This is a genomic window from Siminovitchia sp. FSL W7-1587 (assembly GCF_037963795.1).
GTDB lineage: Bacteria > Bacillota > Bacilli > Bacillales > Bacillaceae_C > Siminovitchia > Siminovitchia thermophila.
Map to the genome: position 1 here is coordinate 4,002,848 of NZ_CP150169.1, position 17,077 is coordinate 4,019,924.

General features: G+C 38.5%; 14 protein-coding genes and 1 pseudogene. 11 read left to right on the forward strand and 4 right to left on the reverse strand.

The annotated features are described in order from the left end of the window. Nucleotides 1–3: 3 nt before the first annotated feature. From NST31_RS18810 to NST31_RS18825, 4 genes are all read left to right on the forward strand, one after another. Nucleotides 4–681, forward strand: coding sequence for a response regulator transcription factor (locus NST31_RS18810; RefSeq protein WP_339162601.1), 678 nt, complete (start codon nt 4–6; stop codon nt 679–681). Continuing rightward, complete coding sequence (locus NST31_RS18815) at nt 678–1,715, forward strand: sensor histidine kinase (protein ID WP_077114323.1); 1,038 nt, start codon at nt 678–680, stop codon at nt 1,713–1,715. Before NST31_RS18810 ends, NST31_RS18815 begins: the two co-directional genes overlap by 4 nt. Before the next feature lie 469 nt (nt 1,716–2,184). Then, nucleotides 2,185–2,670 (forward strand): GNAT family N-acetyltransferase, encoded by a 486-nt coding sequence (locus tag NST31_RS18820; RefSeq protein ID WP_077114319.1) that lies wholly within the window; start codon nt 2,185–2,187, stop codon nt 2,668–2,670. Between the two features lie 887 nt (nt 2,671–3,557). Next, nucleotides 3,558–4,373 (forward strand): DUF817 domain-containing protein, encoded by an 816-nt coding sequence (locus NST31_RS18825; RefSeq protein ID WP_205178169.1) that lies wholly within the window; start codon nt 3,558–3,560, stop codon nt 4,371–4,373. 506 nt (nt 4,374–4,879) lie between these two features. Here the strand turns inward: NST31_RS18825 and NST31_RS18830 are convergent. Then, nucleotides 4,880–5,515, reverse strand: coding sequence for a hypothetical protein (locus tag NST31_RS18830; RefSeq protein ID WP_339162604.1), 636 nt, complete (start codon nt 5,513–5,515; stop codon nt 4,880–4,882). A 373-nt stretch (nt 5,516–5,888) separates the two neighbouring features. Here NST31_RS18830 and NST31_RS18835 point away from each other — a divergent pair. After that, a pseudogene (locus NST31_RS18835) lies at nt 5,889–5,978 on the forward strand (glutamine amidotransferase); the annotation flags it as partial. A 163-nt stretch (nt 5,979–6,141) separates the two neighbouring features. Here NST31_RS18835 and NST31_RS18840 read toward each other — a convergent pair. Beyond that, on the reverse strand, nt 6,142–6,828 hold the full coding sequence (locus NST31_RS18840; RefSeq protein WP_339162606.1) for a zf-HC2 domain-containing protein: 687 nt from the start codon (nt 6,826–6,828) through the stop codon (nt 6,142–6,144). Beyond that, nucleotides 6,818–7,315, reverse strand: a complete 498-nt coding sequence (locus NST31_RS18845; RefSeq protein WP_339162608.1) for a sigma-70 family RNA polymerase sigma factor — start codon at nt 7,313–7,315, stop codon at nt 6,818–6,820. The genes NST31_RS18840 and NST31_RS18845 overlap by 11 nt, the downstream gene beginning before the upstream one ends. Before the next feature lie 798 nt (nt 7,316–8,113). Here NST31_RS18845 and NST31_RS18850 point away from each other — a divergent pair. Continuing rightward, nucleotides 8,114–8,746, forward strand: coding sequence for a type 1 glutamine amidotransferase family protein (locus NST31_RS18850; RefSeq protein ID WP_339162610.1), 633 nt, complete (start codon nt 8,114–8,116; stop codon nt 8,744–8,746). Nucleotides 8,747–9,029: 283 nt separating this feature from the next. Here the strand turns inward: NST31_RS18850 and NST31_RS18855 are convergent, their stop codons facing one another. Then, the gene (locus NST31_RS18855; protein ID WP_077114307.1) at nt 9,030–9,452 is read right to left on the reverse strand and encodes an FtsX-like permease family protein; all 423 of its coding nucleotides are present in this window, start codon (nt 9,450–9,452) and stop codon (nt 9,030–9,032) included. An 880-nt stretch (nt 9,453–10,332) separates the two neighbouring features. On the opposite strand from NST31_RS18855, the gene NST31_RS18860 reads away from it, so the two are divergent. The 5 genes from NST31_RS18860 to NST31_RS18880 all read left to right on the forward strand — a co-directional run bounded on the left by NST31_RS18860 (nt 10,333) and on the right by NST31_RS18880 (nt 16,387). Then, nucleotides 10,333–10,827, forward strand: coding sequence for an RNA polymerase sigma factor (locus tag NST31_RS18860; protein ID WP_339162611.1), 495 nt, complete (start codon nt 10,333–10,335; stop codon nt 10,825–10,827). Then, nucleotides 10,814–11,473 carry a zf-HC2 domain-containing protein gene (locus NST31_RS18865; protein ID WP_339162612.1) on the forward strand — a complete coding sequence of 220 codons (660 nt, stop codon included), beginning with the start codon at nt 10,814–10,816 and terminating at the stop codon, nt 11,471–11,473. The genes NST31_RS18860 and NST31_RS18865 overlap by 14 nt, the downstream gene beginning before the upstream one ends. Nucleotides 11,474–12,281: 808 nt before the next feature. Next, nucleotides 12,282–12,914, forward strand: a complete 633-nt coding sequence (locus tag NST31_RS18870; protein WP_339162614.1) for a TetR/AcrR family transcriptional regulator — start codon at nt 12,282–12,284, stop codon at nt 12,912–12,914. A 393-nt stretch (nt 12,915–13,307) separates the two neighbouring features. Beyond that, the gene (locus tag NST31_RS18875) at nt 13,308–15,632 is read left to right on the forward strand and encodes an FtsX-like permease family protein (protein ID WP_339162616.1); all 2,325 of its coding nucleotides are present in this window, start codon (nt 13,308–13,310) and stop codon (nt 15,630–15,632) included. Next, nucleotides 15,629–16,387 (forward strand): ABC transporter ATP-binding protein, encoded by a 759-nt coding sequence (locus tag NST31_RS18880; RefSeq protein ID WP_339162617.1) that lies wholly within the window; start codon nt 15,629–15,631, stop codon nt 16,385–16,387. The genes NST31_RS18875 and NST31_RS18880 overlap by 4 nt, the downstream gene beginning before the upstream one ends. Nucleotides 16,388–17,077 lie beyond the last annotated feature (690 nt).

Here is a 17,077-nt window from a genome sequence, read left to right on the forward strand (position 1 = left end):
AAAGTGGCGACGATTGCTGTTGTTGAAGATGATTTATTGATGAGAGAAGAGTTAATGGATATATTGCAAAAAGAAGGGTTTGAAGCAGTAGCAATTACCGACTTTCATGATGTAGTCGCGCAAATTGCCACTTTGGCACCAAACTTAGTCTTATTGGACATCAATTTACCGGGACAATCTGGATTTGAAATATGTAAAAGTCTAAAATCCAAAGGGATTGGTCCCATATTGATGCTTACTTCCAGAGATAAGTTGCAAGATGAATTACATGGTCTTCATTTAGGTGCAGATGATTATCTCACTAAGCCATGTAATCGAGACCGATTATTGGCGCGCATTCAGAACTTGCTAAGAAGGTTTGAAAGACAACCAGACTTGATCGATGGTGGCAGTTTTTCATTAGATCCCAATACGTTTACGTTGTATAAAGGATCCGAATCGTTATTATTATCAGCGAATGAAGGAAAAATTTTATTGGCTTTAGTGCAAAATAAACCTGAGGTTGTAACCAAATCAACACTGAGTGAAATTTTATGGGGAACAGACCAATATATAGACGAAAATGCCCTTCAAGTAAATCTGACTCGCTTACGAAAAACATTGCGGCAGTTAGGCTTGGAGAATCAAATTGAGACGATCAGGGGCAAAGGTTATCGACTGAGGGGGCAGGAGAAGCCATGAAATGGATAAAACAAATCTATGATTGTATTCATGCCCATAAACAATGGTTTCTTATCTTAATGGCTATAAGCCTCCTTTTTAGTTATTTAGCTTGGCTGGCTTACCCTGAAACTTTTAAGGTGTTAGTGGGACTCATGATGATTTTTACACTGGCGATGATATTATTGTCTGTATTCCTGATGATAAGAAAGCAAAAAATCATCGAAGCTGTCTTTCAAGATTTTTTGTCAGAACCGAATGAAGCGAACGAAGAAAGATTATGCCGCGTATCTCCTAAGACTCATTGGTCATTTATCCGCAGGATGGGAAGTACCATTAGGTCATATCAGGCGGAACTGAATGATCAAGTCATTGAACTCGCCGATTATGAAAACTATATCGAAGGATGGGTTCACGAAATTAAAAAGCCGCTCTCATTGATGACATTGCTATTAGATAATCGCAGTGACGAAATGTCTCCCCTTGTGAGACAGCGTATGCTTCATATTAGAGATCAAATGCATGGAGACGTAGAGCGAATTTTGTATTTTGCAAGGCTTGGGGCTGCTCATAAAGATTATATTTTTGAACCAATACATGTGCTCGCATTTTGCAAACAGACTGTTGAAGACCATCAAACACTACTAGATGAATCCGGTTTTCAAGTACAGTTCAAAGGTGAAGAGATGGAGATTTTATCCGACCGCAAAGGATTAGCTTTCATCATAGAACAAATCATCTTTAACAGTACGAAATACGTTGCGCAGAATCAGAATGATCCCATTTTGGAGTTTGAAACGGGTTATGATCGAGCGAGTGAACAAACCATTTTATCTATACGAGATAATGGGCCTGGTGTCTCTGAAGAAGATTTACCATTTATTTTTGATAAGGGCTTTACTGGAGGGAGAGGTACCTATACAAGACAAGCAACAGGTATGGGACTCTTCTTAGTGAGCAAGATGGCTTATGATTTAGCCATTCAGTTGGAGGCAAAATCAGAGCTTGGTTCGGGGTTGACCATAGCGCTCAAATTTCCAAATGTGAAACAGTAAAAACACCACAAAAGAGGGGTGTAAAAGTTGAAACAAAGATATATAGCTTTTCTTAAATTGTGTTTAGGCTGGTTGATTATACTATCGACTTATGTACTGATATACTCGGTACCGTTCTTGATAGGTTTGAATTTAAAACATGTTTTAGGTGTTTTATTGATAGTCTTACCCTATACAGCTGGAGCATGGTACTATTCAGTCTACTGTAAGGGAAACAGTAAAACTTTTTATGCGTTAGGTTTTTTGGTTCCTTGTATCATAGAGAAAATTCTAATATATTTAATAAGCACATTTATGTATGATATGAATCCTTTGTATATTGCAAATGTTATGCGAAAGATTGAGGAAGGATCGCTTTATTCTGTTTCATTTTTCAGCTGGGGTTATGTGTTTGGAGGATTGCTAATTGCTGTAATGATGACGATATTTCTCGTTAGATTACAAATAAAAACCAAGGAGCAGTAACGCTATGGAAAAAGTGGATTATGTTGCGTTAAAAATGTTTTCCGATGAACATTTGGAAGTGCTTCATTCTTTTAAACTCCCTGAAGAACAGGAACAGTTTACGGCCTTGCCAAGCAATATGTTAGAGGTGGCGGAAGGACAACATCGGATTGTGATTGTCAGTGATCATGAACCTGTAGGTTTCTTTTTATTACATTCAACTGAACGTGTAAAGGAGTATTCAAATAATCCGAAAGCTATGTTGCTAACTTCATTATCAATTAATCATGCCAAACAAGGAAAAGGTTATGCCAAGCAAGGTATGCTGTTATTACGTGATTTTGTTAAAGCTGAATTTCCTAATTGTGATGAAATCGTCTTAGCTGTTAATCATAAAAATATTCCGGCTCAACGCCTATATTCAAGAGTAGGTTTTGTAGATACAGGTAAGAGAAAAATGGGACCAATTGGTGAACAGTTTATCATGAAACTTTCGTTGAAAGGATCATAATGTGTATTCCATAGGGAGATTTCCGAAATATGTAATGTTCCTGTAAAAACACTACGTTATTAGAGCGACATTGGATTGCTTAAACCATCCTTTATAGACTCTGTAACGAACTATCGTTATCGTGATGATGACAGCATACAAACGGCAATTACTGGTTTGATGTTCCTCCATATGGGCTTTTTATTATGCCGCTTTATCCCCATTCATTATTTCCGCCGGTTCAGCGCAAATAGAGCAGGATAGAGCATCAAGCCCCTACAATTATTTTCCTAGTTATATAGTTTACGTCAGTATATCTTATCGAATACTCTTTTCACCTTAAAGGACTTAAAAGATCATACGCCATTAATATCTAACTCAAGTGTTACTGCCATGGTAAGAATACAATGGATTGGTTATACAATTTGATGATATTGGAGCATGAAGCATAGACGTTGTGCCTATAAATGTAGGTGCGACGTTTTTTTATAGGGACGATTGGATATCAATAAAAATATAACCAAAAAAGATAATTATTTATTGATAATCGATAAATAATCGGTTAGAATCAAGGATATACGAAATAAGTGAGATGCCTGAAAAACGGTTCAACTCGCTTTTAAAAGATTTTCTGTTTTTCTTATCGGAATTCCGCTTCTTGCTTTGGTGGGTGCTTTGCATCGCGAATGAAACAGTAAAGCATATTCGCTAGTTTGCTTTTTACCATACCTCGTTTGACAGGGGTGTATAACGGCTATAACGTTTTTTAGTGAATTGTATGTATTAGGCATTTGAGACTTTTGGCCATATACACAAGAATGGACAGCTGTCCGAATTGTCTGGAACATATTTCCGAAGCGATGAAAGCACCCAATATGGATAAAAGAAAAAACTCGGGAGGTCCAAGGATGAGAGCATTCAAACAATTCGTTCGTTTTGGTTGGGAGCAGGCCCTCGCGTGTTTGTTTCCAGTCGTTATTTTTGCTTCTTTGGCTATTACAAAAGTTATACCACTTCCTTTCCTGCCTCGGTATGACTGGCTGCTCATCATCTGCCTTCTCATGCAGTGGTGGATGGTGAAGTCCGGGCTTGAAACACGGGATGAACTAAAGGTGATCACCGTGTTCCACCTTATTGGACTGACGCTTGAAATTTTCAAGGTACATATGGGTTCCTGGTCTTATCCGGAGGAAGGGTATTTCAAAATTTTTGGAGTACCTTTGTATAGCGGATTCATGTACGCAAGTGTGGCTAGCTATCTTTGCCAGGCATGGAGGAGGCTCAAGATTGAACTGGTGAAATGGCCGCCGTTTTGGGCAGTGGCGGCTCTTGCGGCCGCGATTTATTTGAATTTTTTTACCCACCATTATTGGATTGACGTTCGTTGGTGGTTATCTGGACTTGTGATCATCGTCTTTTGGCAATCCTGGGTTCTCTACGAGGTTGGTGGAACCCGTTACCGTATGCCGCTCACCCTTTCTTTTGTACTCATCGGATTTTTTATTTGGATCGCCGAAAATATCGCAACGTTCTTTGGGGCTTGGAAATATCCAAACCAAACTGATGCGTGGAATCTCGTTCATCTGGGCAAGGTGAGTTCTTGGCTCCTATTGGTGATTGTTAGCTTTCTTATCGTCGCGACGTTAAAACAGGTTAAGGGAAAAAGTTTCGCCCGACTCGATTCGTCAGTCTCCAACAGAAACTGCACAAGCAACAACCTATAAGCTATTCAGTTGGAGGCAAAAGCGGAGCTTGGTTCGGGGTTGACCATAACGCTCAAATTTCCCAATGTGAAACCATAAGCATTTTGTTCATTCGTTGAGGGGTTTTTTGGATAAAGGGAATATGGATGCAACATCTAATATATGTAATTTGTCGGCTCTTCCAAACCACAAATAGACAATCTCATTTCTACTGTTGAGTCTGAAAAATAATCATTTAGAATGGCCCGTTACCATACGGGAATTTGATTTGTAGCTTATATGAATTGATTGGGAATGGTTAAAAATAGCTCCTGTTGAAGCTGTTTCAATGTTTTTAGTTGACAAACTATACTATGATGCATTTTTAAATATATATAGAAACTTAATCAAAGAACGGCTGATCATTCAGGTCAAGGTTAGCGTAAGCGAAAAAAGATGATTCATCAGCAATATTCACTCACCATCCATCAGAAAAAAGATACAGATCGTGCAAAAAACCGGACATGTTGAAGCCGCAGCATATCATTTTATTTATAATAAAGATGCGCAGTATCTAGATAGATCGTTGGCTGATTGGGATCTTCATTTAGCAATTGAATCTTATAATTTCCACTATACTTTGTAAACTTATGAAGAGGGATATTTGCTACACTTGAAAAGTTTGCGATTTTCACGCTTCCCACTGGAGTTGCAGAGCCTTGACGATATACTCTCGTTATTATAGAGTTCATTTTCTTCTTAGGTCTTATTTCTATACTTTGGGGTTGATGAAAATATGCTCCATCAGCAATCCAAATATTGTGTGTAAACGAGGCAGGATCATACTTATAAGCTTGTAAAGAAGCTGCTTTCACTGCCGCCTCGGCCTTACTTTGGGCTTTCAGAACATTTTCATCCGTTGAATCTATTATGAAATTATTTTCATTATAAATATGTACATGAGGGATATCATCAGTGACTTCAGGTACTTCCAAAATTGGCGGGTCTATAGGTGGTTTCAGAAGTTCTTCTGCTTCTTGACCAGAATAAGATTCTATGAATGTGCCATCTGCATCATAAAATTCCACCAATAGTTTTCCATCATTAACAGGGGGCGTCTCCCCATATGAACTGCCAGTGGGGATTAGCAAAAGAGCTAATAAAACAATCCACATCTTTTTCATAATGCAATGCCCTCCTAAACATTTTTTTGATTATTAAATCAATTGAATCATAAACGATGCGATAGTATGAGTCAAGTTTCCTCGCCAAAGACTTTATGTTATTCATTAAATAAAATTCCACACGATCTTTGCGGAAACTTTAAGGTACAATGTACACGTATCTTACTATCATATTTTTTGAAAAATCATACAGTTCACCGACTCTATGATAAGATGCTTTTACTAAAGCGGTTTCACTTTTATGCTAACGTTTATAACGGAATTGATACAATCATGGGATTGCTTAACAGCCTAAATGGTGCCTTCCCTGACGCCAGTTGTCAGGGAAGGTGTTTTATAATAGGTGATATTCATTGTGATGGAGTGTAGTGGGATGCAACCGAAAAAAGCGTATCTTTATGTATTTTATACAATGTCGGATTGGGAATACGGATATTTAATGGCCGAACTAAATTCAGGCAGAAATAAAAAACTGACCACTTGTTCCCCCTCCATTGCCCCATAAATAATACACAATAATGTTGATTCCACGAAATCCTTTGCCTCCAGTAGACCATAACCACCCGGTGCAAGCACAATGGGAATGTCTTTTAACACCATCGTATCGTGTTAATTATTCCTCAAATTTAGTTATTATTTTTTGCACGATACAGATCCTTTAATCGGATTACTTCGGAATGGTCTTTATATTCAATTGTTATTTTATCCTCATCAGTCAGTTTCTTTTTTTCTCCATTGTCCAATAGTAAGGTATTTTCATCTAAAAAAACATATGAGATTTTATCTCCGTTTTGACGAGCCTTTGCTAATTCTGAAAATGGATTTAGTTTTGTATCTGAAAAAACATTCCAACTTTCATAAATGGTAATAAAATCGGTATAATCATGTTTTGCTGTTTGGTTTCCAACAGCCAACAGATAACGATTGTCGTTTTTTGATTGAAAGGTTAGTGTCACTTTAGAATCTTGCTGTTGGATGGTTGTTTCCACATCATTTTTATCTGCCATCCACATATGAACAAAGAGGAAATAATAACTGATCGATAAAACAAGAAAAAGAGATAGCAGTGCCCCAGTAATAGTAATAATCTTTTTTCTGTTCTTTAAGCGCACTTTTTTCAAATAGTCAATATTTCTGTTCTCTTCTTTTTGTTCATTTCTACGTTCTATGGATAAGTCTTCCCGCATTTCTTTTACATACTCCCGACAATCCTCACATTGCTCCATATGTTTTTCCATTTGTCTATTTGTCTCTTCAGTCGTTAAATTTTCAATATAGTTTGGCACTAGATCTCTGAAAACACTATGATTCATCGCCTTTATCACCCTTTCTCATTTGTTGTTTTGCACGATAGAATGTCACTCTCGCCCAATTTTCTGATTCTCCAAAAATAGAGCCGATTTCTTTAAAAGATAAATCTCCTAATAACCTGAGATAAAGTATTTCCCGCTTTTTCTCACTAAGCTGATGTGCTAGTTTGAAAAATTGAATTTTATCTTCATTTCTAAAGTATTCTTCTTCCAAATTATAAGCTAGCTTTTTTTCATCACTTAATGATTCCGCCAATTGATGTCTTTTCTTTTCACGATGTAGTTCCTGCAGCCAAACATTTTTAGCAATCGAACAGAGCCATGTAGAAAATTTTGCTTTTCCGTTATCGTGAAAGTTATCAATAGACTTAATGGCTTGATAAAACGTCTCCTGCGTTAATTCCTCGGCAGCTTGTTCATTATTCGTCAAGGTTAATAAGTATTTAAATATAAAGCTGGCGTATTTTTGATAGACATCTGCTGTGTTCACCGTTTCCCTCCTTTCATATATGTAGCAAACGTCGGAAGAGTTTACTCTTTTATATATCCAAGAAAGTGTTGTTTCGTTACATTTTAATGTAAAAAATTTTTCACTATACGTCTAAACGCACCTATTCTTATACATACTATTTGTTTTACGTACGCACTTTATCCCGCATGTAAGGTGCCGTAAGCCTCCCACTTCAAAATCTTGAGTAAATACAAAAGGTCTAAGTGTGAGAAAACGGCACCTAAATGCCCGATTGGTTCAACTAACATTCAGTAGGAGCCCTACTGAATGAAGTTTCACTGTATTACTTTCAGTTGCTGTTCAGTGCAAAATAAAAGTAGAGAGTGGTGGAACCAAAGTCTTAGAAGGGTGTATATAAAAAGCTTGCCAGCAGAAAATAACCTACCGTCTTATGGTGTCTATTCAATTAATGGCGGGGGAGTGAAAAGATGCTAAACGCCTGAAGTGAATCATATCAAAATATGAGGAATATAAAAATCGCTACCAATCAGTTTTTTGGTGGAAAATGGTTAAAAATAGGGAGTTGAAGATCTGGTACGGTTTCTTGCCATTTTTTACTTTAGACCTCCTCAATTATGACAAAAGGCTGATTCTTCATAAATATGAAAATCACCTCTGTTTATATTTATTTATTTTCTGAATATACAAATGTTGTACAAGCGGGTTCAGAAGCTCTGCCATGATGGGAGAGCTCAAGTATTTTTCCTTCCCTGACGCTAGTTGTCAGGGAAGGTGTTTTATAATAGGTTATATCAATTGTGAATGGAGTGTAGTTGGATGCAAACGAAAAAAGCGTATCTTTATGTATTTCATACAATGTCGGATTGGGAATATGGATATTTAATGGCCGAACTAAATTCAGGCAGATATTTTAAAAAAGATGTAGCGCCTTTAAAAGTCATTACAGTAGGAACGACGAAAGAAATGATTACGACAATGGGTGGACTGAAAATAAAACCGGATATGTCTGTTGATGAGTGTGCGCTTGAGAGTAGAGATCTTATCGTTTTGCCTGGAGGGAATACATGGGAAGAAGCTATTCATGACCCTATCTTAAAAAAGATTGGCGAAGCTTTAAAGAAAGGAACTATTGTTGCGGCAATTTGTGGCGCAACGCTGGGATTGGCAAACTTTGGTTACCTAGATTCTAGAAAACATACAAGTAATCACTTGGAGTATATGAAAATGACTTGTCCCCATTATAAAGGAGAAAAATATTATGAGCTAGGGCCCGCAGTATCTGATGAGAATTTGGTAACCGCATCAGGAGTAGCTCCTTTGGAATTTGCGATGGAAGTGCTGAAAACCTTAGATGTATTTGCGCCAGATACACTGCATTCATGGTATAACCTCAATAAGACTCAAAAGCCTGAATACTTTTTTCAGCTAATCAATTCGATAAATGGATGAGCCCAAAAATCAATCGTATAAACATGTTATGTCCCTATATGATGAACCGTTCTTCCGTCATCAAGATGTGAAATAACATTCATTTCTTTCTTTATTAAATCGACATCCATTCCAAAAAGAACTGGCTTGTAATGAAAAAGACACCTCTTTTAATGATGATTGTAATGAATTTTTATTTTAATCATACTAACATCGAGGTGCTTTTCATTTTTAAAGTTACTGTCAAGTACTACATGTTAAGGGGGGGCGGTCTCTGCTATTATTGATCTTAAGCTTCTTAACACTATTCCACTTCCCGTAATCTTTCTATAATTGTATCTTTCGAAAGTAATGAATAAGCGACCCAGGTTATGGTGATTGAAATAGTCATTAACAGCAGAATAGCTAGGGATGTAGGCCAAATACTCATTTGAAACTCTGTAAAGTCCATACTTTCTGTTATGCCTTTCCCTACCGCATATGTTATATACAGGCCTGCCGTCAAAACAATCGTACCTGTCAGCATAACGCTGAGCAATCCCTCGTAAAAAAGTAGCTTTTTGAGCTGTTTTTTCGTCATACCGATGCTTTCCAGTACAGCAAGTTCGTTTCGGCGTGAAAGGATACCAGTGATCATCGTATTGATGTAATTCATTACTCCAATAAATGCGATGATAAAGCTCAATCCATAGCCAATAGACTTGAACACACGGATAAATCCACTCAATTCTTCCTCTTTTCCTTTAAGTTATATGGCGCTGTCCAAAAGCAGCTAAGGAAACCACCACTACATCCAGAAAGTACGATTTTTTTGAGCAATCCGAAGATCACTACTAACGAATATATCACATAATTGGCCCTTTGAAGGATATGGTTCACCTGCAGAGTTGCTTGATCATGTAGATATTCGTTCCATTTGCAACATGAATGATAGAGATGAAATATCTTTGCCGACAAAATAGAATTGTTGCTGGTTACTGATGCAGTATTTGGCAATCAAGTATATTCACAAATGAGTGTTATTTCCACGGCTTTACACTGGAGTGGCGGGTATGTGATAGGCTCTTGCAAAGCCCTGCGGCTCGTTGTTCCTTTGCGGAAAACTGTATCCGCATACACTTCGGCATGGCATTGGAACGGAAAGTATTCTGGATTTACTAGTTACATCGCGATTTGGATATTTTTTACGAGGGATGTTATATAGTAAGAAGGAAAAGAACACTTTAGGAACTGCGGAGTGGTAACAGAGTTGTTTTCTTACAGAAGAATAACTGACAAGGAGTAGGATATTTATGTTAACATTCAGAGAGTAGAAACATACGTAAGCTAACAGGCAGGCGAGTTTACAGTGTTTATTTTATTATTCTACACTGGGAAAATAATACAGTTTAATATAAGTTTTAATCAACCATATCATAAAGTAATGGAGGCGGGTATATTCATTTTCGTTTGAATATGCCTTATTTCGTTTGTGGAAAATTTGTCGATGTTAAAGGAAGATCGGCAATCGTGAGGATCATGTAATGGCTCTGAGTGTAAAATATGTCAGTATTTTTTGTAACGTAATCAAGTTCTGGGAGTTATATCAGTATAAGGGGTGAAAAGAGGTGGACTTTGAGGAAATCTATCGCGAATACTTTCAAGAAGTTTATTTGTTTATGAAATCATTAAGTCATGATGAAGGTGTAGCGGAAGAAATGACGCAAGAGGCTTTTTTTAAAGCATTAAAGGCAATCGAAAAATTTGATGGTTCTAAAGATATTCGAGCATGGCTTTTTACAATTGCCAAAAACACCTATTTTTCTCATTATAAAAAAATGAAAAGGCAAATCAACTCGGACTTCATTGATGAACCAGAGACGGGAGTACAAATTGTACAACATTTGATGAACGAGGAAGAGGCTTTTACTGTTCATCAGTTTCTTCACTCGATGGATGAGCCATACAAAGAAGTGTTTTCACTACGCACTTTTGGCGAACTGCCTTTTGAGAAAATAGGAAGACTCTTTGGAAAAAGCGCCGGATGGGCAAGGGTAACCTTTTACAGAGCCCGGAAGAAAATTTTGGAGTATATGGAGGAGATAAATCATGAAAGAGATTAAATGTACCATCATACAAGATGTTTTGCCTCTTTATGTTGATGGAGTAGTCAGCGAAGATACAAAAGAAATGGTCGATGAGCATTTACAGCATTGTGAGACGTGTCAAAAGGAATACGACTCCATGAAGCGTGAACTTTATATTCCGGCAGAAAATAAAGTCTCTCTTTTTAAGAAAATCAGTAAAAAATGGCGCAAGAAAAAAATACTGATTTCAATTGCTTCTGCTGTCGCAACTGCTATCGTTTTATTTGGGGTATTTGCGTATGTTTTTTATTATGAAACGGTCATTCCATATTCAGAAAACCTCATAAAAATTGAAAAACAGGATGACCATCAATTGGCTTCCCGTTATTATGGGGAAAGCTATGCTAGTGTTAGCGTAACCCATCCTATGAAAATGGAAATTGAAGGAGAAAATAAGAATGTAAGTTTTATTTATTATACAAAAACAATCGCTGATTCACCTTCAAGAGAACTTATTAAGAATGGGGAGGATCCTAATAAGGAAGGGTATGTCTTTGAACTTCCAGAAAGTAAAGAAGTTGATGCCGTCTATTATGTAGATTTTGATGCAGAAAAAGTCACTGCCGGAAAAGAAACTTGGGATTCAATTTTAGAACGAGCCGTATTAATTTGGGAGAAATAACGGATCGAGAAAATGTCGTGATGCAAGGAGGAAAAGCAGAGAGTGTCAATAGATGAGTAGCGGGGACCGTACCGTAAGAAGTTTGGGCTTGGAACTGAGAAATTCCCAAATATCATGCCGGCAATCAAGTGGAAACAGCCGCTGGGTTAGGGATTACAGCTTAGCATATGGCTGTAATCCCTGAAGGGCAGGGGTTATTTCTTTTTCTGATGGAATGTAGAATCAGAGTCTTGGGATAGTCGGTTTGGTTAAGTAAGCCGGCAACATTTTGACGGTAAAAAAATTGGAAATTAAAGGCGCATGCTATCATCGGGAATTTCTCAATTTCTAAAACGTACGTAAGGACCGTAATGAATATCACAGTGGGTAATATTGGGAAAAACTTGAAGGCAAAAAAAGAAAATGATGTTTTTGTGATAAAGACAATATTACGCGACTTTATTGTCATTTAACATTAGCTAAACAAAAATTACCTACAAAAAATAACCTCTTCAATGTCATATGTATAAGGGGTTATTTTTTTATTGAGTCAAACTTTCACCATATTGCTTTATTAAGCAGGTGATCAAGTGAACTTTGCACAAAGGGACTATTGGCGTAACAGTGGATTCCACGCTATCCTAATCGAGATCAAACCCGTGGAATTGTGATCGAAAAATGGCATCAGCCTGGTTAGTTTACATAAAATTTTATTGGTTGCCATGTCCGATTATTTTTTGTCTAGGGTTCTGTTATTTTTACTCTTGACATCCTCCATTACAATGTTACAATTTTATAGACAGGCAGTCGGTCTGTAAGGAGGGATAAAATGAGAAAAGAGGCAGTGGAACGCAAAAATGAAATTCTTGATGCGGCAGATGAGCTTTTTGGCCAGAAGGGCTTTGATGGCACGAGTACGAAAGATATTCTTGAAAAGGTCGGCATTGCGCGTGGGACATTATATCATCACTTCAAATCGAAGGAGGATATTATGGATGCACTGATTGAGCGGTATAGTAACCGTCTTTTAGGGACGGCGCAGCAAATAGCCGCCGATAAGAGCACACCTGTCATTGAACGCATTATCCGTGTTGTCATGTCACTGAACATAAGTGGAGCTAGCAGCCAAGAAATAATGGAGCACATTCACAGGCCTCAGAATGCGCTTATGCATCAGAAAATACAAAAAGTGATCATCAATGGAGTTACACCAATACTGACGGAAATTATTCGGGAGGGCATTGAGCAAGGCCTGTTCAGTACACCGTATCCGTATGAATGTATGGAGATGGTTGTTGCATATACGAATACCGTTTTTGATGATGATATGGTGAATATGACGGATGAAGAGCGTGTTTCACGTATAAAGGCGCTCATATTCAATGTAGAAAGGATGCTTAAAGTTGAAAGCGGAAGTCTTATGCACATGATGAAAATGTTTGGCAGCGGAAATGGAGAATGAGTATTCAAAGATTTGTTCTTCTTTGATCAGGTTTGCTTATTTCAGCTTTAGAAAATGGGTTTCCCTCGTTCAGGCTTTTTTTGGGAAACAGGCAGGCCATCCGCGTCAGGAGTCTCTATAAACGCAGGCTTTATAATGGTGATAGACGACAGTCTTTTTGTAAGAGCATGATCTAATTTGCTTTGTGTCTTTTCGGATAAGTCTGGCTATGGCAGATTGGTAAGCTCGTTTTTTGACTCAAGACTGCGGTCGCAGATTGGTTTACTGGCAAGATTGTATAGGTTGCCCTTCGGAAAAGTAGTTGAGTTCTCACGATGGCAGAGCTTTATGAACGCCGCTTGCATCAATATTTGTATATTCAAGAATCGAAAAAAATATAAACAGGGGTGACCTATGTATTTCAGAATAATCCGTAATGACATTTCAAAGAGCAAGCTAATCACGCTGACAACGATGATATTTGTCGTTGCCGCGGCGATGCTTGTTTCTCTTTCGGCGATTCTTGTCGTCAATCTTTCGGGTGCGATAGATACACTCATGAAGCAGGCGAAAACGCCGCATTTTATGCAGATGCACTCAGGTGCTATTGATACTGTCAGGCTTGCTGATTTCGCGGAGCAAAACAGCAATGTCGAGGAGTTTCAAATAGTTGAATTTCTCAATATGGAAGGTGCGAAAATTGTCATTGACGGAAACTCGCTTGCGGGTAGTGTTCAGGACAACGGTTTCAGCACACAGAGTGAAAAATTTGATTATCTCCTAGATCTAGACGGAAATGTGATAAAGGTTTCCGATGGGGAGATTTATGTTCCAGTAGTTTATATGAAGGATGGCACGGCAAAAGTTGGTGACAAAGTGGAGGTTTCTGGAAAAAATTTCATCGTAGCGGGATTTCTCCGTGATTCGCAGATGAATTCCTCACTCTCCTCCTCAAAGCGATTTCTTGTAAGCAAAAATGATTACGAGGAAATCAAAAGCCTTGGAAGTACGGAGTATCTGATTGAGTTTCGATTAAAGGATTTGTCAGCTCTAAGCGCATTTGAAACTGCTTATACGTCCGCGGGACTTGAAGCGAACGGACCAACGGTGACATATAAGCTTTTCAAAATGATGAACGCACTTTCAGACGGGATGATGATTGCGGTTATCCTTCTTGTCAGCGCACTTGTCATTGCCATCGCATTGATGTGCGTACGATTTACACTCCTTGCGAAAATCGAAGATGATTACCGGGAAATTGGCGTTATGAAGGCAATCGGGTTGCGTGTTTCCGACATCAAAAAGATGTATTTGGCGAAGTATGCGGCGATTGCGGCGGCAGGCAGCATTCTCGGCTATGCTCTTTCGTTTGTGTTCAAAGGTATGCTTCTTGAAAATATACGGCTTTATATGGGAGAAAGCGAAAACTCCTCATATGCCTTGCTTTTCGCCATCATCGGGATATTGCTCGTATTTCTTGCGATTATTGCCTATGTAAGCGGAGTGCTGAGACGTTTTCGGAAAATATCTGCAGCCGAAGCGATACGCTTTGGTACTTCACAGGAAAAAACAGCAGGTGCAAAACGTTTTCATCTAAGCGCGAACAGGCTGTTTCATACAAATGTTTTTCTTGGTATCAAAGATGTGCTCGCAAGGAAAAGACTTTACGCCACAATTCTTGCGGTGCTGGTGATTTCGACTTTTATTATCATTGTTCCGCAGAACTTATACAATACGATTTCGTCCAATAGCTTCATCGAATATATGGGGGTTGGAAACTACGATTTGCGCATTGATCTACAAAAAGCCGACAATATTTCTGAAAAAGCCGATGAGATTGTAAAAACGATGGACAGCGACAGCGCCATTGAACGGTATGCCGTCATGACAACAAAGACTTTCAAAGCAAAAATGGAAGATGGAACGGAGGAAAATATTAAAATTGAAATCGGCGACCATTCCATCTTTCCTATCGAATATTCCAAAGGCAGAGCCCCCGCCGGAGAAAATGAAATTGCGCTGTCAGCACTAAACGCCGATGAGATGGGTAAAAAGGTGGGCGATGTCATTACATTGGTGATTGGCGGCAAAGAAAAAGATCTTACGGTAAGCGGAATTTATTCCGACATTACCAACGGCGGCAAAACCGCAAAGGCTGTATTTACCGATCATTCTGCGGATATTATATGGAGCATTGTGTGTGCTAAACTGTCGGACCCCTCTCTTGCTAACGATAAGGTTTCGGAATATGCGAATAAATTCGCTTTTGCGAAAGTTTCCGATATTGATGAATTTGTTACACAAACATTCGGATCGACAATAAGTTCCGTCAAAAAGGCCACGTATGTCGCACTTGCCGTTGCGCTCATGATTACGGCACTGGTTACAGTGTTGTTTATGAAAATGCTCGTTACAAAAGATAGAAATTCCATTGCCATATTAAAAGCGCTCGGTTTTACAAACACGGATATTTCGGCGCAGTATGTTTCGCGCTCGGTTTTCGTTCTGATGATAGGAGTTGTTCTGGGTGTGCTTCTGGCAAATACTCTAGGAGAAGTACTTGCAAGCACGGTTATTTCATCGTTTGGCGCGTTGTCGTTTCAGTTTGTTACCAATCCGCTTTCTGCATATGTATGGAGTCCATTGCTGATGATATGCACAGTACTTATCGCAACCTTAATCGGCACAGCGAGCTCGGGACAAATAAAAATATCTGAAAATATAAAGGGGTCATTATGAAGAAGATTATGATCGGTGAAAATATAGTGAAATCTTTCCAGGTAGGGCATGAAAAACAAATTGTTCTCGATGGCGTGTCCATTGAAATAAACGAGGGAGAATTTGTTTCGGTTATGGGGCCTTCGGGCTCAGGGAAATCGACATTGTTGTATGCGCTGAGTGGAATGGACGACATTAACGGTGGAAAGGTTTCTTTTGACGGCAAGGATTTATCATTACTTAGTGAAAAGGAGCTTGCGGATATACGCAGAACTAAAATGGGCTTCGTTTTTCAGCAGCCGATTTTGCTTAAAAACTTGAACATTCTCGATAACATCATTCTTCCTGCAATGCGGGATAACAGAAAAAGCGCTGAGAAGGTTACTGAAAAAGCAAGAGCCCTTATGAAAAAGGTTGGTATTGACGGGCTGGAAAACCGTGATATTACACAAGTTTCGGGAGGACAGCTTCAGCGTGCGGGAATATGCCGCGCACTGATTAGCAATCCTGAAATGATCTTCGGTGACGAACCGACTGGCGCGCTTAACTCAAAAACCGCACAGGAAATGATGGATATCATTTCTGAAATTAACTCCGAAGGCACAGCGGTTATTCTTGTAACTCATGACGCAAAGGTTGCGGCTAGGACGGAGCGTATTATGTTTATGCGCGACGGTAAAATCGTGAGCGAAATGCGACTTGAGAAATCCAGCGGTACCGATATGGAGGACAGGACGAAAAAAGTCATGGTAAAGATGCGGGAAATAGGAATCTAATAGGCTGTTTACGACTGCTATATATGGAAAAAAATTACAGATTGACATAAAAAAGTCTCCTAAAGAAGAAGTAAGACGCAAAAAGCGTGGTTACCCACCAACTTCAACTTTAGGAGATGGTAAAAATGGTTGTTCATCAATCTATACCCGAATCTACGTAGTTGAAAACGATTTACGCTTATTACATTTGGAAAATTACCGAGCCGGAGGGGAACTCGAACCAGAGATGGTTAGCGATCATCGCATGAAGCGAAGTTTTTTTCTTGCTTTTGCTAATATGATGATCTACATCCATTGTGGCCATCTCCCACAATGCCTTGGAATTTTTTTCGTACGATACATCCTACGCCATTGCTGGATGGTTATGTTGGATGATCAGTTTATTATTGGCAGAAATCATGATAGAAAAGAAGTATTTACATAACCCTCATATCACATCTGATGGCAGTGGTGTCGTATCAGCAGGTGGAGCATAATAATAGAAGAGATTTATCATGGATCATGCTGTCGATTGTCATTTTAAAAAAAGGTGTCCTGCTTTTCCTTTGTCTATTAACTGCTTATATAACAAACAAAATACAATATTGGTTATCATTCCGTTATTTGATATGCTATTTTTTATGTATGAAGTCGGGAAGAATATAAGTAAAAAATGGAGTATAAGCCTTTTCATTTTCATACTCGACTTCC